The 19,277-nt window shown below is 43.4% G+C and carries 15 protein-coding genes; 7 read left to right on the top strand and 8 right to left on the bottom strand.

Going from position 1 to position 19,277, the window contains the following annotated elements; genetic code table 11:
• Nucleotides 1-20: 20 nt before the first annotated feature.
• Nucleotides 21-2,384 carry a helicase-related protein gene (locus tag ACLD71_RS13365; protein WP_411991008.1) on the bottom strand — a complete coding sequence of 788 codons (2,364 nt, stop codon included), beginning with the start codon at nt 2,382-2,384 and terminating at the stop codon, nt 21-23.
• A 192-nt stretch (nt 2,385-2,576) separates the two neighbouring features.
• Here ACLD71_RS13365 and ACLD71_RS13360 point away from each other — a divergent pair, with 192 nt between their 5' ends.
• Entirely contained in the window at nt 2,577-3,923 is a 1,347-nt protein-coding gene (locus ACLD71_RS13360) for a hypothetical protein (protein ID WP_411991007.1), read from the top strand.
• 108 nt (nt 3,924-4,031) lie between these two features.
• A complete protein-coding gene (locus ACLD71_RS13355; RefSeq protein ID WP_411991006.1) occupies nt 4,032-5,084 on the top strand; it encodes an aldo/keto reductase in 1,053 nt (350 codons plus the stop codon).
• A gap of 58 nt (nt 5,085-5,142) precedes the next feature.
• Here ACLD71_RS13355 and ACLD71_RS13350 read toward each other — a convergent pair whose 3' ends face one another.
• Both ACLD71_RS13350 and ACLD71_RS13345 read right to left on the bottom strand, forming a co-directional pair.
• Nucleotides 5,143-6,582, bottom strand: a complete 1,440-nt coding sequence (locus ACLD71_RS13350; protein WP_411991005.1) for a DUF2867 domain-containing protein — start codon at nt 6,580-6,582, stop codon at nt 5,143-5,145.
• Between the two features lie 125 nt (nt 6,583-6,707).
• Nucleotides 6,708-7,505, bottom strand: coding sequence for a helix-turn-helix transcriptional regulator (locus ACLD71_RS13345; protein ID WP_411991004.1), 798 nt, complete (start codon nt 7,503-7,505; stop codon nt 6,708-6,710).
• A gap of 169 nt (nt 7,506-7,674) precedes the next feature.
• On the opposite strand from ACLD71_RS13345, the gene ACLD71_RS13340 reads away from it, so the two are divergent.
• The 4 genes from ACLD71_RS13340 to ACLD71_RS13325 all read left to right on the top strand — a co-directional run bounded on the left by ACLD71_RS13340 (nt 7,675) and on the right by ACLD71_RS13325 (nt 11,053).
• Nucleotides 7,675-9,285: a glycoside hydrolase family 43 protein gene (locus ACLD71_RS13340; protein WP_411991003.1), complete on the top strand. Its 1,611-nt coding sequence runs from the start codon at nt 7,675-7,677 to the stop codon at nt 9,283-9,285.
• A 177-nt stretch (nt 9,286-9,462) separates the two neighbouring features.
• A complete protein-coding gene (locus tag ACLD71_RS13335) occupies nt 9,463-9,828 on the top strand; it encodes a hypothetical protein (RefSeq protein WP_137672785.1) in 366 nt (121 codons plus the stop codon).
• 105 nt (nt 9,829-9,933) lie between these two features.
• Complete coding sequence (locus tag ACLD71_RS13330) at nt 9,934-10,590, top strand: tRNA-uridine aminocarboxypropyltransferase (RefSeq protein ID WP_411991002.1); 657 nt, start codon at nt 9,934-9,936, stop codon at nt 10,588-10,590.
• Nucleotides 10,591-10,846: 256 nt separating this feature from the next.
• The gene (locus ACLD71_RS13325) at nt 10,847-11,053 is read left to right on the top strand and encodes a cold-shock protein (RefSeq protein WP_137672783.1); all 207 of its coding nucleotides are present in this window, start codon (nt 10,847-10,849) and stop codon (nt 11,051-11,053) included.
• A 68-nt stretch (nt 11,054-11,121) separates the two neighbouring features.
• On the opposite strand, the gene ACLD71_RS13320 is transcribed toward ACLD71_RS13325, so the two are convergent.
• The 4 genes from ACLD71_RS13320 to ACLD71_RS13305 form a co-directional block, all read right to left on the bottom strand.
• Nucleotides 11,122-11,598, bottom strand: coding sequence for a GNAT family N-acetyltransferase (locus ACLD71_RS13320; protein WP_411991001.1), 477 nt, complete (start codon nt 11,596-11,598; stop codon nt 11,122-11,124).
• Nucleotides 11,582-12,454, bottom strand: a complete 873-nt coding sequence (locus tag ACLD71_RS13315; RefSeq protein WP_411994862.1) for a methylated-DNA--[protein]-cysteine S-methyltransferase — start codon at nt 12,452-12,454, stop codon at nt 11,582-11,584. The genes ACLD71_RS13320 and ACLD71_RS13315 overlap by 17 nt, the downstream gene beginning before the upstream one ends.
• A 160-nt stretch (nt 12,455-12,614) precedes the next feature.
• Entirely contained in the window at nt 12,615-13,235 is a 621-nt protein-coding gene (locus ACLD71_RS13310; RefSeq protein WP_411991000.1) for a substrate-binding periplasmic protein, read from the bottom strand.
• A gap of 242 nt (nt 13,236-13,477) precedes the next feature.
• Nucleotides 13,478-15,649 carry a bifunctional 2',3'-cyclic-nucleotide 2'-phosphodiesterase/3'-nucleotidase gene (locus tag ACLD71_RS13305; RefSeq protein ID WP_411990999.1) on the bottom strand — a complete coding sequence of 724 codons (2,172 nt, stop codon included), beginning with the start codon at nt 15,647-15,649 and terminating at the stop codon, nt 13,478-13,480.
• A gap of 298 nt (nt 15,650-15,947) precedes the next feature.
• Between ACLD71_RS13305 and ACLD71_RS13300 the strand changes: the two genes are divergently transcribed.
• Complete coding sequence (locus ACLD71_RS13300) at nt 15,948-17,108, top strand: 3-phenylpropionate MFS transporter (protein WP_411990998.1); 1,161 nt, start codon at nt 15,948-15,950, stop codon at nt 17,106-17,108.
• A 227-nt stretch (nt 17,109-17,335) separates the two neighbouring features.
• On the opposite strand, the gene ACLD71_RS13295 is transcribed toward ACLD71_RS13300, so the two are convergent.
• Nucleotides 17,336-19,054 carry a carbohydrate-binding module family 20 domain-containing protein gene (locus tag ACLD71_RS13295; RefSeq protein ID WP_411990997.1) on the bottom strand — a complete coding sequence of 573 codons (1,719 nt, stop codon included), beginning with the start codon at nt 19,052-19,054 and terminating at the stop codon, nt 17,336-17,338.
• Between the last annotated feature and the right edge of the window lie 223 nt (nt 19,055-19,277).

Below are 19,277 nucleotides of genomic sequence, written 5' to 3'. Positions count from 1 at the left end.
CGCAGCTGTTTCTAAATACGCTAATTTAAGGCCACGCGTTTGCTGGCCTTTTTATAGAAAATCCGCCAACCGCTCCAGTTAGGCAGCTCCCAACGTTTTGGTCCGCCTTTTCTAGCGCCAGAGTGATAGTGAACAATCACTTGTTTAGAGCGACCTAGGTATTCCACATCGAGTTTGATATCAGCTAATACCAAATGCTGAGGGAAGCGTTGTTCGAAATCTGATCGTTGCCACTCAGGAATACCATCAAACACGATGTCACTAGGCTCTATTAGCTCTAAATCTTCGGCGTTTTCAACACCAAGTTGCAGCAAGTAATCACTCAGCCAGTTTAATGCTTCAATTACCTCGCCTTCACCACCTCCATGCTTAACACCAAGACTAACCCACAAGTTCCAAGCGTCTACGTCATTTTGTAGACTTAATTGTTTAAACCTCGCTTGCTGTTTAGTCAATAAACGCCTAGCCAAACCGAGTCGATACTGCTCAGGGTTAGCGGCTAAGGTTTCATTAGCAATCACTCGTCCAGCATAAACACGTTGCACTGGTTGGCGCCCTTGTTTATCAATATGTCCTTTAGCCTCCAGTTCACCGAATTGGTGCTCCACTAACAGGGTGATAGGTACAGGAGCTAAACACAAACCAATATTCATTAATTGCTTAAGGCCTCGACCGGGCATGCTGTAAACATCAAAGGCTATTGCTGCCAACTGCTCGTTAGCCAACAGGCTTTCTCGGCCAATTTGTAGCTCAGAAAACCCGTTCCCCATGGCGTCTTGGCGTTTTTCTCGTCGCACATATACTAATTCCTTAGCGCCGACTAAGATGGCCGTGATAAGCTTATCTCTTTGATAAGGTGTGGCTTCGGCCAAATCATTCATTGCCATTACACTGCGTAGCTGCTCGGCTAACTCTTGAGCTTGATGTAATGCCTCTTGATTAACCGGTAGCTCTTCTGGCCAAGTTTTGCCACGCATTAAATCCAGCAATAATGTCATATCACAATGCAGCGGCTGCCATTCACCCAGCTGCTTTAAACCGTGTTCCGACTTAGGTTTTTGAAAAATCGCCTTATTAATACTGAGTGCCGCCGCGAGATCCAACATGGCTTCGCGCTCTGCTTGCGACGACATAAGATTCACAAGATGAGCAAAATAGCTATCAATAGGCAGCGCTAACAAACGTTGCCCATGTTCACTCAACTTCGCAGGGCTGGTAAGCGCTCGCATACTTGTTAAACGCTCGGTCGCAATGTTTAGAGACTTCTCTGGCAAGGCTTCTAAAAAGGCTAAGTTAGCTAACGCTTGCTCACAACTAGCAGCAAACAACATAGGTTCAAGTAGTTCTTCACGCTGCATTTGAGGTGGAGTGACCTGTTCAAGCGGCGCAAACTCCCCCCATAAACGGTAACAATGGCCAGCTCTCACTCGGCCCGCTCGGCCTTTGCGCTGCTCGGCACTGGCTCGAGAAATTCGCTCCAGACTTAACACCGTTCGCCCTGCTCGTTGTTTAGTGCGGCGCTCTAAACCAGAATCAATCACACTACTTATTCGGGGAATAGTTAAACTGGTTTCAGCCACATTAGTGGCTAAAATCACTCGACGAGGCCGAGCTTTTGTCGATGAATCATCCAATAGGTATCGACGTTGCTCAGCGCTAATCGTGGCATGAAGGGCCAATACTTCGGCATTTATATCCGCTAGGCTCGCAAGGCTACGTTGAATTTCTCCACGCCCAGGTAAAAATACCAAGATATCGCCATCATCTTTTTTCATTGCCTTATTCACGGCGCTTTTTATGGCATCCGTGATTCGAGTAATATCTGGCAAGTGATGCGATTCCCGCGCTTCATAGCTTAAACTTACCGGGTACTCACGGCCTTCAGTTTTCAATGGTTTCGCCGCTAAATATTCACAGAGCTTATTACCTTCCAAAGTCGCTGAGGTAACCACTACTCGAATCGGCAGTTGCTTTACTAGAGCCAGTAATAAATCTGAGTCCCAACGCCGCTCATGAAATTCATCAATAATAATCACCGCAAATTCGCCAAGCTTATTTTCCGCCAACCAGCGCAAGGCGATTCCTGGAGTAACAAAAGCAATATTGGTATGTTCGTTTACCGTTGAATGAAAGCGAATCGAGTAACCCACCTTATGAGGCTCTCCTGCCAACTTAGCTTGCTCTGCAACATAACTAGCCAAGGCTTCACAAGCAATTCGACGCGGCTGAACCACCAACACCTTGCCCAAACTTGTCGCCCAACGCGGTAAACGGGTTGACTTACCCGAGCCGGTGGCAGCTTCAACAACTAAGTGTGAGATTGCCAGCTGGTTAACAAACGGGGATTTAATTGAATCAATCGGTAATTCAGCTCTGGGGGACATATTGTCTAGTAGTGAGGAAAGATGGTTCGATAATAGATTTTTATTCTTGTTCAGCAAAGCTAAATCGCTATTCATTTCACACAATAAAATAGTATGACCAAAGCCTTCATAGACAAATGACATATAACTTTATAAGATGCAAAAAAACAAATAAATCATTGAAAAATTGATAAAAATCCAACAAGGAAAGTTATGCCATCTCACCATAAAATCATAATTAGTAGTTTACTGAGTATAGCCATCTTAAGCCTTAGCGCTTGTAATAGCTCAACCGAGAAATTATCCGAGCAGCAAGTTAATAGTAGCGTGCACGACAGCTATATACATACTGGGAGATCTCTTAACGAAGCTAATTCTCAGTTTTATCTCATTGATACCGTGATAGCCGCGCTACATAAAAAAATAGAAGATCCAAGCCTCACTCATATCGAATGCCTTTCCTCCCAGCACACAACTGTAGACAAGCCAAAAATTGAACTGTCATTGGTAAATGATATGTTTAGCGCCAGTTTTCAGCAATGCACCTTAGGCGAAGGTTTAGATTCGTTTTATCGAATTACCGGTGATATTGACCTAAAACTAGACGACGCTAGTTTAAATGGTTTCATCCTAAATTTTTCAGGACAACTCGATGTAAAAAATTTGGCATATAGTCACAGTGATTCTAAAGTAGCTAAGAGCTTTACGGACTATAGTGCCGAAATAAGCCAATACAGCAACGATAGCTATAATTCTTCCACTGAAGTCAATTTCACTACCCCGCTTGCCCTATATGTTGAACTCTATGACCTTTTACCTGCAACAGTTACATTTGAAGAACTAGCTATAGTTCGACAACTCGATTATCGCTTAGGACAGCATACTGTTAGCTACAATGGTCTTCTTAAATCAAACGGCTACAATGGCATAAATCAAGCTTCAATTAACACTATTACACCTGTTACAACAATACGTAATAGGGTAACGGCAGGTGAAGTAGAGTTTGTCGACAACCTAAACTCTGTGATCAATATAAAATTGGATGAGTCCACTGAATACGCAGTTGAAGACTACCAAGCCAATTATAAAATAAGCGCTGAAGTCGAAAACTATGGTGCATATACTCATAATTTTTCAAGGGCTAATTACGTATTTCCTAATAACAGAGAGCATAGGTTAAGTTTTACTGCTCGAAACAACCGATTATCTAAGCGGCAGTCCCAAGATAATTATTACGAGGCTCCTGTTGGACTTGAAGCTACTTTTTGTATTCAAAGCCTCTCGACACAAGTACTAGTTAGCTCGCCCCAAAAAACGGCTAGAATAGCTATTATGCCTACTCTCGTTAGCCCTCAACAAGTAAGCCTTGAAATTGTAGGTGCAGACAAGTCTATAGTTGACTCTAGACTTTACAGCGTCAGCCTAGACGAAATTTGGCTAAATGTGGAATTTCAAGAAGGCGCATTAACTAACCAAGCATACTACGCCACCATCAACGATGTTTTTGGCCATGAAACATGCTCTTCTTTCCCTGTTGCCGCAGAATACTTTTTTTACTAAATGGGGTTACTTTATAGAAGTAAATTCTTACTCCTTATATTTGCAAATGAAACAGGCTTTAACATAAGCTAACGCCTTATTTCGCTAACGTTGTTTAATGGAATCGACATGAATTTTTCTACACTTGGAAGCAGTAATTTATCGGTATCACGAGTTTGCTTAGGCAGCATGACTTGGGGCTTACAAAACAACCAAAGCGATGCTAACCAGCAAATCGACTATGCCCTTAGCCAGGGCGTAAACTTTATTGATACAGCTGAGATGTACGCAGTACCGCCTTCCGCTGAAACCTATGGCAAAACCGAAAGCATTATAGGTAACTGGGTAGCAGCCAATAAGCAGCAGCGTAAAGATGTGGTGATAGCCACCAAAATTGCTGGTGCTGGATTACCATGGGTGCGTAATGGCGGGCCCATTACCGGAGATGCTGTCGTTGCAGCGGTTGATGCATCGCTACAACGCTTGCAAACCGACTATATCGATTTATACCAACTACATTGGCCTAACCGCTCTACCCCGCACTTTGGTAAACATTGGCCCAATCAAATTACTCCCACTGAATTAGATGCTGCAGATCATCAAGCGCAGATGCTAGACATACTCCAAGGCTTACAGCGCTGTGTTGAAGCAGGAAAGATTCGCCACTGCGGTTTGTCCGACGATACACCGTGGGGCATTAACACCTATTTGAAGCTGAGTGAGCAACATAACTTGCCACGTATGGTATCGATTCAAAATGAATTTAGTTTGCTACACGCTAAAGACTGGGCTTACTTAATTGAAAATTGCGTGCAAGAAAATATTGCCTATTTGCCTTGGTCACCACTGGCCAGCGGTATGTTAAGTGGTAAATACGCTGATGGTGCACGCCCTGCTGGCAGCCGTTGGACCTTAATGCAGCGCAATGGTATTTTCCGCAATACGGAGTTAGCCCACAAAGCGGTAGCTGATTACGCAAAAATTGCTGCAGAGTATGATTATACTCCTGCGCAATTAGCGCTAGCTTGGTGTGACCAAGTCAATGGTGTGACTTCTACCATTATTGGCGCCACCAGCGTAGCCCAGCTAAAAGAAGATATTGATGCATTTTCGCAACCATTAAGTGAGCGAGCGTTATCCGACATAGCAGACGTATTTAAACGCTACCCAGCACCTTATTAGTCCCCCTCGCCCAACAAAACGTCACAACAAAAAAGTCACCTTAATAGGTGGCTTTTTATTAGGCAGACTGCCTTTGTTCAATATCCTCAGCCAACTTACCCATTTGTTTGGTCATTCCATACAATAACCAACTGTGCCAAGGAGCAAAAAAATACCAATAGACCAAGCCCCAAAAGCCTGCAGGGTGCCAATACAACGCCACCTCTAATTGACAGGTATCGGCATCCAAGGCTTCAATACTTAATTGCATGCCGCCCCCGCCTGGTGCTTTCATGCCAAAGCGCATCACTAAACAGTCGTTTTCTTCCGCGCTTAAAATCGTCCATGAATCGACTCTATCACCCACTTTTAGCTGCCGATAATCGGTTCGGCCATGTTCTCGACCTTTACCGCCCACAACAAAATCCATCCACTCACGCATTGCCCATAGACTGTTTAAGTAAAAATAGCGATGCTTGCCCCCTAGCAAGTTAATCACTTGCCATAGGGCTTGCGGACTTGCTTTCACCGTAACCACTTTCTTTGCGGCCTTGGCATAAAAGCCGTGTAAAGATGAAAAGTTACGAAAAGTAGGAACCCCATCTTGCCAACGCTTAGGGTAAGTGTGTACTTGCTCTTCATTTAGCAATTGCTCGATGGCCTGATCCAAACTAATCAGCGGTTGTGGAATTAACACACGCAAGGGTTCAGGGTTTGCTTGCAGTTGCTCAGCTAAGCCTGCTATTAAGGCCTTAGCTAAACTTTGGGGTACCGACGTTATTACCCCAAGTACCATGCAGGCCAACTTAATAGGCAAACCCGGTAACACCATAATCTTTATTTTTTTATTCAAATGGTTAGCAATTTTTAGCATCAACTCGCGATAGCTCAACCACTCTGGGCCAGCAGCATCCAATACCATGCCTGCGGTTTCTGGCATCTCAGCTAATTTAACCAAATAATAAAGCACGTTTTCTAAGGCGATAGGTGGTGCCTTGGTTTCAATCGCTTTGGGCACAAAAGCCAACGGCATATGGCCAACTAAGTCTCGCATTACCTCAAAAGCGGCAGAGCCTGGAGAGATAATAATGCCTGCACGCAACTCGGTAACAGCCACTCCGCTAGAGGCTAGCGCTTGGCCAGTGGCCACTCGCGCTAACATGTGCTCAGATTTTGGTTTAGCCGATACCAAGCTGCCCATATAGATAATTCGTGTAATGTCGGCTTTACTGGCGGCATTTGCTAAGTTGTTAGCCGCAATGGCCTCAAGCTCACTATGCGCTTGCCCGTCGCTCATGCCATGCATTAAGTAGTAAACTAATTCTACCTTGGCTAAGGCATCTGGCAGACTATCTGGCTCAAGTAAATCTAAAGTAAAGCGAGGACAATCAAGCTCTTGCCACGGAGCCGCTTTATGAGGGTCACGAGAAGATACACTGACTTGATGACCCGCCACTACTAATGCAGGAACTAACTTTCTGCCAATAGTGCCAAAGGCGCCAATCACCAAAATCCGCATCGTTTTTAACTCCAATTCTCATTAACTTAAACTCATTACTAGCGTAGTTGATTTTCACAGTAAGGAGCTCAGTAACTCAAATAACTATCTAAATAAAATAGGATTTAAAGGTAATGACTAAAAGCCTAATTGAATGACAGAACCGTTTGGGTTGATTGTCTAAACTTGCCAGGTGACATTCCCATTACCTGTTTAAATTTGGCACAAAAATAGGCGCTATCAGAAAATTCGCAGGCATAAGCAATTTGAGTGATGCTTTGGCGGCTTTCACTAAGCATCGCTACGGCAGTATTGATTTTGCGTTTAAGAATATAATCTTTGTAGTTTTGGTCAAACAAGGATTTAAATAAGCGAGAAAAGTGATACTTAGACATCCCGCATATATCGGCGGCCTGCTGCAAATTCAAGTTAAGGGTTTGCTGATTTTCGAGGTGGTGTAACAAGGGAATTAACTTAGAGAGACCTTTGTTTTCCCTCGCCGCTACCAGTGACTGCTCGGCGTTAAACAAACATCCCTTATGCTGCTGAGCAAGAAACAAAAAGATGGTATGCAGCAAACTATAGGCTAAGTTTCTATCTTCACTCTTAGCATCGGCATTTTCTAGCCACTCAAACTGGCTATGCAAAAAGCCCGCTTGTTGCTCATCGAGTTGGATCACCAATGGGCGCTCTAGTTGGCTAGTGAATTCCAGTAGGTTTAGCTCACTTAACAAGTAGCGCTCAAACTGCAATAAACTAAATTCACGGTCGTCCCCGTCCATGTCTATTGCATGCATACCTAAAGAAGGAATAAACACCAAAACGTTACGGCCTAGTTCAATGGCTTGACCATCTATCTCCACTTGCCCCGCAATTTTTTTGAAGAGCATGATCTCGCCCAACATATGAAAATGGGTAGGAATAACCATCTTCTGTTCATCCACAATATGAAAGCGCCTTAAATAATAAGGTTTGCCTTGTGGCAGGTGAATGTTTTCAAAACTGAGAGCGTGCGCAGGCATAGTAGCAATAATTTCATATAAACAAGCTCAAACCTTACATATTACCCCATCTTAAAGCAATAAATTAACAATACAGACTTCAGGAGTAATTATGGCAACGATAACTAACCCTATCCTTACTGGTTTTCGACCAGACCCTTCCATCATCCGTGTGGGTGATGATTATTATATTGCTACCTCTACCTTTGAATGGTTTCCCGGCATTATGATTCACCATTCAAAAGACTTGGTTAACTGGCAAATAGTTGGCCACGTGCTGAATACCGTAGAGCATTTAGATATGCGTGGCATGGATAATTCTGAAGGAGTTTACGCCCCAGCCTTAAGTTACGCTGACGGAAAATTTTGGTGCTGTTTCGCCAATGTTCGCTCTTGCCGTGGCGGCACTTGGATGTCTACTCCCGCTTATGTAGTCAGTGCAGAAAATATTGAAGGCCCTTGGAGCAAACCCGTCTCTATTGGAGACTACGGTTTTGACCCTTCGTTGTTTCACGATGACGACGGCAAAAAGTACATGGTAAACATGGTGTGGGACGGGCGTAAAAAGACCGACTACTTTGGTGGGATTATTCTTCAGGAATTTGATGCTGATAAAGGTGAGTTGGTCGGCGAAGAAAAGATAGTTTTCGGCGGCACTAAGTTAGGCTGTACTGAAGGTCCCCAAATACTTAAAAAAGAGCGGTGGTATTACCTCATTACAGCCGAAGGCGGTACATCTTATGATCATGCCGTCACGGTATGTCGCTCTAAGAGCGTTTGGGGCCCTTACGATATTCACCCACAAAACCCTATTCTTACCTCTCGTCATCAAGATGAAGCAGAACTTCAGCGCGCAGGCCACGGATTTTTAGTAGAAACTCAAAATGGTGAGTGGTACTTATCTCACCTATGCGGTCGCCCAATTAACGACCCAGAAAACCCAAGCTATTCTATGGACTATGGGCAAGGGCGCTGTACTCTTGGCCGCGAAACCGCCTTGCAAAATGTAGAATGGCGCGACGGATGGCCTTACGTTGTAGGTGGCACAACACCACGCGTAGAGATTCAAGCGCCTAAACTAGCCGCACACCCTTGGCCGGTGGAAGCAAGCCGTGATGATTTTGAGCAAACCCAATTGGCACCTAAGTACCAGTCACTTAAAGACCCGTTTGAAGAATCATGGATATCATTAAGCAAACGTCCAGGTTATGCACGTTTAGTCGGTCGCGACTACTTATACTCTCGCTACAATCAAAGTATGCTAGCACAGCGCCTAACTGCATTTAGCTGTGTGAGCGAGACCGCAGTAGAGTTTAGGCCAAGGTCGCCAAGGCAAATGGCTGGCTTAGTAGCCTATTACTCACGTGGCGGCCATTACTTCCTAAAAACCTCCGCTAATGACCAAGGTGAACAAATAATTCAACTTGTTGGTGATATTGATGACAAGTACCTTGAGTACACCGATGAAATCGTTATTGGTAACTGTGAGCGTGTTTACATGCGATTGGAACTCAACACCCATTGGTATCAGTTTAGTTACTCTTTAGATGGCACAACATGGCTAAACATTGGTGAGCCACTTAATGCCACCGAGCTATCTGACGAAGGCAGTAAAGACGTGTTCCGCTTCACCGGTACTCTGCTTGGCTTGTTTGCTTGTGACTTAACAGGCAAGCATATCGCTGCAGATTTTGATTACTTTGAATACAAGAGCTTAGATTAATTAAGTTTATAAATCATTAGCTTAACGCACTACTTAAGCTGTCTTAGGTAGTGCGATCTAACTCTTACTTTTTTCATTCAATGCAACTAAAAATCTTTAAGTTGATTTAAATCATTATCTCACTAGCTATACATTGACACACTCGCTGCATCATTTTTAACCACTGAGCAGTTTGTTATGCAATCTTCCATTCGTTTATTTTTGGCCCCCTGCTGCATATGTTTTTTGCTTAGTGCTGCTCATTTCTACTATGCCCAACAACAAATCTACGTAATCCTTTGTGTAATGGGCTTCTTCAGCGTGTTAATTCGACACCCCATTTGTTTACGTTTAAACCAATGCGCCATGTTATTGCTCACTGCAGAATGGATTAATACCTTGGCAGAGATTTACGTAATTCGCAGCGCATACGACCAACCTTGGCTGCGAATGGCTGCTATTTTAGGCGTAGTCGCACTGCTACATTTTGCTAGCGCCATGTTATTTCAGCATTACCGAATTCGCCGCTATTTTGGTTACCCAAGGCAGTATCTGTTTCGCTAAACCTCTCGAACAAACGCTCTACGTTATTCTGTTTTCGTCAGGATAGAGATAGCCCACTTGCTCGGGTATACTTAGCCACCTTTTAACTGCCATCTGAATTTTTTAGTGAATCGTTTCCTAACACTCTATGCTCAACGTAAAGCTGCCGCCACCACCGAGTTTAAAGGCCGAGGGGCTCGCCGAGTGCGCTGCGCCAGCTGCCAAATGCCTCAGCAACACTGCTTTTGTGAGCAAGCTATTTTGCAAAATAGTGAATGTGGTTTTGCTTTGTTAATGCACAACATGGAAGTACTGCGCCCAAGCAACACTGGCCGATTTATTGCCGATTTGATTCCAGATACCCACGCCTTTATTTGGCAACGCAAAGAGCCTTGCCAAAGTCTACTTGCGTTGTGCCAACAAGCACATTGGCAACCCTATGTGGTATTCCCTGCAAGCTTTAGCCAGCCTGAGCGAGTACATTACCAAGTAGAGCTGGAGCCAAAACGAAAACCACTCTTTATAATGCTTGATGGCAGTTGGCGCGAAGCACGCAAAATGTTTCATCAGAGCCCCTGGCTTGATCAATTTCCAGTTATTTCAATTCAACTTGAACAAGCATCCCGTTACGGCTTGCGATCTCGACCAATAAAAGGCCAATGGGCCACCGCCGAAGTAGCGGCTCAATTATTGGCAATGAGTGGCGAAGAAAGCAACGCTAAACTTTTAGAACAGCGCTTTAATGCTTTTACTCAACAAACCCTTGCTGGACGAAATCATTAAGTAGCCAAATCCACCAGTTTTTACTCAATTTACAGGCCTTTTCATCTACCACTTTCGTGAGATGCATCACGTGATTGAAAACGTTATCAAGCAAAAGTTGTTTTGCTTACTTTTGTCACTATGCCTAGCCCATAAGTTGTTGTTATGATGATTGCGCTTGAAGAGACAGCGCATAATTTGTACAAATTACTAAGTGCTGCGAAACCCAAGCAAACTAAAAAAATAGAGTAATATTTCAATTGTTTCAGGAGACACAATGTCTAAGAGCACTGGTACCGTTAAGTGGTTTAACGAAAAGAAAGGTTTTGGTTTTATTTCTCAAGAGTCAGGCGCTGATGTGTTTGTTCACTTCCGTGCAATTTTGGGGGATGGATTTAAATCACTTGAAGAAGGCCAGAAAGTAGCATTTGACGTTGAAGACGGTCAAAAAGGCCCACAAGCCGCCAATGTTGAAGTTGCCTAAGTAACTTCAAGAAGAAGCATAACCTGGGATTAGGTTATGCTTCCTATTTTCCTTCTATCCCATCCTTATTATAAATCCAAAAAATAAAGATGTTGTGGCCCTGCTGGCCCGCCGTTATACAACTTTTCACTGTCTACAAAACCACACTTTTTATACAAGGCTTGCGCCCCATTATTTCGACAATTTACGGTAAGCGCCAAATGTTGAAAAGACGGATTTAGGTCCGCTACATAAGGTCTTAATTGCGCGCCTGCTGCATAGCCATAACCTTTGCCTTGAAACTGACTAGCCACAAAAAATGAACGTAATAAAACACTTTGCTGTAAGGGTAACTCAGCCTGATAAGGGTATTGGGTATCAATAACAAAAAAGCCCACCACCTGCTTGTTAGCTAAGATTAAATGTGCCGTTTGCTGGGCGCTTAATTCATCTAAAACCCGCGCAATCGGCTTAACAAAATGTTGTTGTGCTTCATCTACTTGCAATGCCAATAATTCGGGTAACAACTCACTACTAATAGTTTGTAATTTAACTCGCTCGGTCATTCAATGCTCTCTCACTAAACACGGCTTCTCGGCCCATCATTAGTTGCTTACGTTCTAAGCCCCAGCGATAACCTCCTAAGGCTCCACTACTGCGAATCACTCTATGGCAGGGAATAATAAAAGCAATCGGATTTTTCGCCACCGCACTCGCGACTGCACGTGTCGCATTACTAGAACTCACCTGTTCAGCCAAAAATTGGTAAGAACACAAACTGCCAAAAGGTAGCTTAAGTAGGGCTTGCCAAACTTGTAACTGAAAGTTTGTTCCCTTTAGCCATAACGACAAGGGTTGTTGACTATTTCCACCGTCAAACACTTGAGATAATAGTTGCTGACTAAGCGTCTCATCTAAACAACATTGCGCCTTGGGCCAGGCTTTATTCAACTCTTCTAAGGGAGCTGAATCATGTTCTGTTTCACAGAAACTTAACTGACAAATGCCTCTTGTTGTGCTGGCAACAAACGCCCAGCCAAAAGGGGTCAGCCCCCAACCATAAAATATTTGAATACCTGCACCTAAGCTCTTTGCTTCACCGGGAGTCACTGCGGCAATATTCACAAACAAGTCGTATAAACGCCCAGCACTAGACAAGCCCAAATCGTAAGCTAACTCTAACACCGAGTTAGACTCAGCCAACTGTTGCTGCGCTCGCTGCAAGGTAAGATATTGTAAGAAGCGTTTAGGAGAAACCCCCACCCAACGACTAAACAAACGCTGCATATGTGACTCACTAAAACCAAGTGTTGCAGATAGTTCGGCAAGTTCAGGCTGTTGCTGTTGATGTTCAAGCAAATAGGCCATAGCTTGGCTAATTTGCTGATACTCTCGGTGTGATTGCAGTGAGTATTGCTCCATCACTTATCCTCCTATAGTTTAAGCGCCACTCTACCCGAAATAGATCGCTGACTCGACCCGATATTTGCTTAAGCCAACATCGTCTTTATTTCATGTCTATATTGTTGGGTTTACAGCTACTGTGGGACACTTCATTGAGCTAAAGGAACTGTCTTTAAGGTTATTGGCTCAACACCCTCTGTTCAGCCTGTTCAATCACTTGGGCTAACTCGCCAGATTTAAGCATATCTTGAATGACCTTATCGACCTTCTTAACCAGATGAAACTCTCGGCGGTGAATGTAATGATAAAGAGGAAATACAGCCAGTGGCTCAGAAGAGGTAATTTGCTCGTTTAGCTTTAACCGCTCTAGAGCAATTAATCCGTCCATTTTATTGGTGAGCGCAACGTCAGCTCTTCCACGACTCACAAACTCTAGTAACTTATCGGTATTGCTGAGTTTCTCAACCTCACTAAAACTGGCGGTTACATCGGCAGTATGTTTAACCCCTCTTACTATCACCAATTTGTATTGCGCTAAGTCTGACAAGGTAGACACCGCCAAATCCCGCTCGGTTAGATAAAACGCAGTGGTATTTAATGAGTAATAAGGTGTAGGCACCCTTATTAATTGGCTGTTTCGTTCTCCATAACTCCATATCCTCATGACTTCACCATCCAGCAAACCATTACTTGCCTCTGACTGAGCTCGCTTGGCTGGTAAGGAGTTAACATCAATGCTCAGCCCAAGCCTCTTGTAAACAGCATCAAGTACAATAATACCCACTTTTTGTTCAAACAAATGCTCTATAGCCGCATACCTATAAGGCCCTTCAGCTAAAACAGAAGAACAAAATAATAGGCTTAAGAGAAAAGTAAATTTGCGAATGCAGCCGCTCCCTTTATTGCTTTACTTAATGATAAAAACAGCAGGTTCTACAATAATACTAGACTAGCCTTTGGCAATTTTCTTACAAAAAAGGCGCACTTCTGAGCGCCTTTGCTATTTTACTTGGGGCTAAACCTTTAAGTCATTACATACACTTAATCAAAGGTATAGGTAAACACTCTAAAACCCTCGTTATCAGCTACATCATCAAACTCTTGCGTGGGTGTTACCCGCGGCAAATACTGGTTAGCAAAACCTTCTGCAGCTTCCAACTGTGATGATAGAAACTCAACACTAAGGCCAACAGGGCCAACTAAATTGAAGTTGTGAGCATTTGGAAACTCCAAAATATCACTAGGGTCATTTAAATCGTTCGATTTAGCATTCAAGTAGTGATTAACTAAATCGCGGTTAGACTCTACTTCATCTTCATGAGCGACGGTGGCGTTAGCAACGCCCGGCATCCAGCTTTGCGAAGCTCGATAGTTGTTGGTCACCACGTACAGCTTTTTGGTTAGTTGGTTTGCTAAATTTTCACCAGCATATTGAACATTGCCAATACGGCGTCTATTGGTTTGAATTAACTCGCCATTTTCATCGTATACCAACTCACCTAAATCGTTTACTTGGTAGCGAGGAGCTTGGCTGACATCGATGTCATAGGTTAACAAGCTTTCTCCATCGGCATCAAAGCCACCGAAAAACACATCGAAGTTATAACTGCGAAATTGCTGGTGCAATAACCTGTCGCCGTCTTCTGCTACGGTTTGATATTGCTGAGCAACAATTACTTCCATCCACTCAATAAGATCTGCCACCGTCAGTTCAAGCACCGCTGGTGTATTGTTATCAAACACATATAAGTCAGCAACACTGGCTCGAGTTAGCGCATCACCGTCAATATTGGTGTAATCCTCTCTACCACCACGACCTCCTTTGAAGGGAGCGGAAACCGATAGCATAGTAATACTTGCATCCAACACGCCAGCCTCTTGCCACGCCAAGCCTTGCGAATACTGCGCTTCGTTTACAATTTGCACAGATATGTCTGATTCAACGGCTGAAAAGTAACTGTTTATTGGCTCGTCAATGTTACCAATTTCTTCAGCCATAAAATCTAAAGTGCCATCGTGATCTGAGCTGACTAAGTAGTTAATCATTTCATCTTGCAGGTTGGGGTCATCCTTAAGTGCCCGTAAACTAGCGCTACTCGATTTCACCGACCATGATTCCCCCCCATTGGAGCTTCTTAGGGTTAAATCAATCACACCTAAATGATTCCCCCAAAATCCCGGCATAACCGCTGGCTTGCCAAATATTTTACCGTTGGGTGCATCTACACCTTCCATCCCATCATAAGTATTACTATCGGTTGGGAAGTTGTTGTGGTCATGGCCAAACATTAAAGCATCAATGCCATCAATTTGAGCTAACTGCCAAGAAGCATTGTGCATAAACTCGCCATCACGATCGCCACCCGACAACCCAGAATGAGGAATCGCCACAATAATATCGGCCCCCTCCGCTTTCATTTTGGGAACATAATGCTCAGCAGTCATTTTAATATCTGCCAACATCACCTTACATTCCAAGTACCGTTTATCCCAGTTCAGAATATTAGGTGGCGTAAAACCGATAACCCCTACTTTTACCGAATGAGTAGTGCCATTGGTAGCGGTAAAGTTACGCTCTAGAATCTCATAAGGAGTAAAGTAAGGTTCAAATTGCTCAAAGAAGGCAGCATAGTTACCAGCAAAGTGCTTATCAATATCTACCGCACAGGTCTCTGCATTAATCGTCACATTGTTAGTTGTTTGCTTCCCTTCAAACTGATAAACATTGGCATTAATATACGGGAAGTTAGCTCCCGAGATAGCCGCAGCTAAATAATCTAAACCGTAGTTAAACTCATGGTTACCAATGTTCCCTACATCGTAAGCTAAGTAATTCATCGCTTTGTACACTGGATGAATATTTCTCTCTAAGTATGAGGTACCTAAATTAGCGACATAATCTCCCATCGGACTACCTTGAATTAGGTCGCCGTTATCAAACAACATGCTGTTTTGGGCTTCTTCTCGCGCTTCTTTAATCAACACGGCAGTGCGAGCCAGACCGTAGTCTTGAGGACCTAAGGCATTGTCTTTTGGAGAGGCGAAATAGTTGTAAGGTTTCATATTTGAGTGGAGGTCGGTCGTTTCCATTAAACGAAGCTCCATCGACAATTCGTTGTAAGAATTGTTGCTAGAGTTATCCCAACAAGCACTTAAACTCACGGCAATGGCCGAAGCAATCAACATCTTTTTTAGCGGAAAATGATTATCCATTTCAATCTCTAAGTTAAGGTAGTGTAAAAAACGACTACACCTTATGTAGAGCTCATTTCAGTTTTATTAATTGATAAATAAAGTATTTTTGAAATATAAGTTTTAGATTAATGGCATCACCAGCTATAGCGACTAGAAAGCCTAGTTGCGTACCCTATATAGATCCGACCACACAAAACCATCAAATCAATATCAATACGGTGATGCAAACTAGCGACTAAATCTCGCTTAATATCCGCTATGTTATTTGGAGATAAAGGCTATAATGCGGCCACTAAGCAGTATAAGGTTCGGCAAAGTGATTAAACCCAAAGCAGCCAGTTGGATAAGTTTGTATTTTTCAGGATTATTCTTTGCCTGGGGAGTATTTCTACCTTTTTGGGCCTTATGGTTAGAAAGTGAAGGCTTAGATCCTAGCCAAATTGGTTTGTTGTTAGGCTTTAGTATGCTGGCCCGATTCATGGGCAATATGTTACTTATGCCACGAATAAAATCAGCGCAACATTTGCTCCCAGGGATCCGCTGGGTGAGTTTCGCCAGCATTCTAGTGGTATCAGGTTTGTGTTGGTTAGAGGGTTATTTCTGGCTAACGGTACTCACCCTAGCGGCAAACTTTTTTATTGCTACACTCATTCCCTTAGGTGATGCCGTTGCCACCAAATGGGTTAGCCAACTGCGCTTAGATTACGGTCGAGTTAGAGTATTTGGCTCTATCGCCTTTATTGTTTCATCTACGCTGCTGGGTATTGGGCTCACCTATTATTCTCACTCGCTCATTTTGTATGCCACCATCGGCTCGCTAGTATTAATGTGGGGCCTTAGTTTATTCACCCCAGCTTCACCTTTAGTGGATGAAACCAGTGAAAACGAACCCGCTAACCACCGATTATGGGCGGTACTAAAACAAAAAAACACCCTGCTATTTATTACTGTCACCGCCTTAATCCAAGGCTCACATGCCGCTTACTACGCCTACAGCACACTGTATTGGAAAAGTATTGGATATGCAGAGTCGACCATTGGTTATTTATGGTCGATTGGGGTGGTATTCGAAATGAGCATTCTTATTTTTGGCAGTAAATGGTTTAAACATTGGAATGCCAACAAAATGTTTTTGCTTGCAGCTATCGGTGGCGTATTACGTTGGGGAATATTTGGTAGTACCGAAATACTGCCATTAATGATGCTGTCACAAGGCATGCACGCCCTTACTTTTGCACTAACCCAATTGGCGGCTATTAAGTACATAGCTTCAGAAGCGCCAAGCTCTCAAGCTATTCCACTACAAGCTTTATACTCAGCTATCGCCTTAAACATGGGGACTGCGCTACTCACCTTTTTGAGCAGTGCTTTATACGAACCAATGGGCTCTGGTGTATTCCTAATAATGGGTGGTTTATCTGCTTTAGCAATACCGCTGCTATTGCTAAACGCACGTTCGGCCAATGTTAACCGTTAAGGCTAGTCGACGACCCTATTGATAACACAAGCCCTGCTACACCAACAAAGCGCTGCCCCCTAGATTCACGCCTATAAAAAATCCGAGTGCCACTAAGCACACTCGGATTTTTTATCTTTAAATCAATGTTAGCGCGATAATGTAAACGTAATTGCTCGATAAACCAGCCTATTGGCTAGCGTGTCTCGCTTAAGTTTCTACATTTTCGCTAACGAGCATCGAGGAGATTAAAAACTCCCGGTTGTTGATGCACCTGTTCCAGTATTAACAGAGTTATTACCACCCGATTGCCACTGAATCACATTGCTAGGATCGCTTTCGTTACGAATAATACACTTCCATTCAATGTCTGTTGATTTAGGAAGCTTAATAGTAGCTGTCCAAGTTGGGTAACTAGTAGGGCTTAGCTGCACTGCATTAGCTGCTTGCCAGTTACCTAATGCACTATTGTTACCTACCGCATAAACGCTATCACCCATGTTGGTATTACCGTTGTTACAGGTAAAGCTCACATTAACGTCATCTGTTGGGTCAATAATCACACCAGTTTCTGCTAACCACATTCTTGCTGAGCCAGCAGGTACATTAACGGTATAATTGCTACCGCTTGCTTGGAAGCTTGAGCCGGTGAATACGTCAACATAGTTTTTAGAGTGATTTAAGTTACTCGCGTTAACGCTAATGTCTTTATCATAACCACACTTGTTAATACCTAGCAGGCCAGCCTGGCCACGACGTAAAACGATTGCACACTGATCGGTATACAATACTTCTTCATCGGCCCCTTGAACGCCATTGTGGAATTTCACCATAGCTTTCAAGTTATCTTGTTTGTAGTCATCAACCCAGCGGCCACCGTCAACTCCAGTTGCATCACTAAATACCATTGGCACACCTTCCTGACGCCCAAGAATATAAGCGTAAGCAAGATGTTCATTGCCTTCACTCATAATTTGATAGCGGAAGCCGTCATTACTTGGAATATCGTGGGTGATGGTGAAAGTTAAGGCGCGGATGCCGTCAATCGCTCCACCCCAAGATTTAGGGTTGGCTAATGCCTCTAAGCTACCATTTACGTCAAATGCATCACGTAATGTTTTTAGTAGTGGGAAGTCATAAGCACTGTGTGAGGTTTCACGTAAATAAGGTTCTAAGAAGGTATCGTAATCAGCATTACCCGCACCGGCACCAGTAATAATCTCACCGAACAAGTACATATCTTGTTTAATAGTATCGTTAAACACTTGGTTTATGTGCCAAGTGGTCATGTGCTTGGCGGCGTCAATACGGAAGCCACTTACGCCCATGTTTTTAATGGCTTGAACATAGTTGCGTTGCTGCTCACGCACGTAGTTACTTGGATCTAAATCTGGTAAGCCGGGGTCACCATTACCGCCACAAATACGGCCGTTCATTGATTCCCAAACATTGGTCCAATTAGTGATACAGAAACCATCGTGAAAATCGCCGGGAGTAAATAAGTTATTGCTTAGATCACCGAACAGTTTTTGTCGATTCCAGTACTCACTGTTATTTGAATACTCGCTGAGCGTTTCTGAGCCAGGGAAGTAGGTAGAATTACCGCGCTCATTGGCCATTTGATTAATCACAATATCTGCATAGGTGTTAACCCCATGAGCATTCAATGCGTTAATCATGTTCTGAAAATCTTCTTTATTACCACGGTTATTGTCAATCACGCGATAATCTTGTGGTTGATAACGGGCCCACCACTGTGAGTTACTGCTATCAGATTTTAATGGTGGCGCCACCAATACATTGGTATAGCCAATCTCTGCGATTTCTGCTGCTCTAGCAGCAACGTCTGAATATCGCCAATCAAATGCATGTAAAATTACATCTGCACTAGCCAGTTGTGAAAACACAGCCAGTGAGGTGCCAAGTAAGCACGTATTTATTGCATTCGCTTTGGTTTTACATTTCATTATTAGTATATCCTTTCCCTTGATTACTATATTGAATGAACACAAAGACCGATTGGTAGAATGCGCGTTTAGTTTAAATGTATCTTTCGAAACAATAGGAGCATCAATACCTAGCTCAGTTGAAATTTGGTGTTTACTATTTATAAAATCATGTCAGTTGCTCACATGAACACCAATAAAACCATACTGTCAGTATTGTGGAGATCCCCACCATTCCTGCGCA

Source organism: Agarivorans sp. DSG3-1 (assembly GCF_046774965.1).
In the GTDB taxonomy this organism is placed as follows: domain Bacteria; phylum Pseudomonadota; class Gammaproteobacteria; order Enterobacterales; family Celerinatantimonadaceae; genus Agarivorans.
Note: the sequence above shows the minus strand (reverse complement) of the source record. Positions and strands in the feature narration are given on the sequence as shown.

What these genes read in the sequence shown, in the direction of transcription:
- ACLD71_RS13325 (WP_137672783.1), top strand. Translation starts at nt 10,847, where the DNA reads ATGTCTAAGAGCACTGGTACCGTTAAGTGGTTTAACGAAAAGAAAGGT.
- ACLD71_RS13340 (WP_411991003.1), top strand. Translation starts at nt 7,675, where the DNA reads ATGGCAACGATAACTAACCCTATCCTTACTGGTTTTCGACCAGACCCT.
- ACLD71_RS13350 (WP_411991005.1), bottom strand. Translation starts at nt 6,582, where the DNA reads ATGCGGATTTTGGTGATTGGCGCCTTTGGCACTATTGGCAGAAAGTTA.
- ACLD71_RS13335 (WP_137672785.1), top strand. Translation starts at nt 9,463, where the DNA reads ATGCAATCTTCCATTCGTTTATTTTTGGCCCCCTGCTGCATATGTTTT.
- ACLD71_RS13315 (WP_411994862.1), bottom strand. Translation starts at nt 12,454, where the DNA reads ATGGAGCAATACTCACTGCAATCACACCGAGAGTATCAGCAAATTAGC.
- ACLD71_RS13295 (WP_411990997.1), bottom strand. Translation starts at nt 19,054, where the DNA reads ATGAAATGTAAAACCAAAGCGAATGCAATAAATACGTGCTTACTTGGC.
- ACLD71_RS13305 (WP_411990999.1), bottom strand. Translation starts at nt 15,649, where the DNA reads ATGGATAATCATTTTCCGCTAAAAAAGATGTTGATTGCTTCGGCCATT.
- ACLD71_RS13320 (WP_411991001.1), bottom strand. Translation starts at nt 11,598, where the DNA reads ATGACCGAGCGAGTTAAATTACAAACTATTAGTAGTGAGTTGTTACCC.
- ACLD71_RS13360 (WP_411991007.1), top strand. Translation starts at nt 2,577, where the DNA reads ATGCCATCTCACCATAAAATCATAATTAGTAGTTTACTGAGTATAGCC.
- ACLD71_RS13355 (WP_411991006.1), top strand. Translation starts at nt 4,032, where the DNA reads ATGAATTTTTCTACACTTGGAAGCAGTAATTTATCGGTATCACGAGTT.
- ACLD71_RS13365 (WP_411991008.1), bottom strand. Translation starts at nt 2,384, where the DNA reads ATGTCCCCCAGAGCTGAATTACCGATTGATTCAATTAAATCCCCGTTT.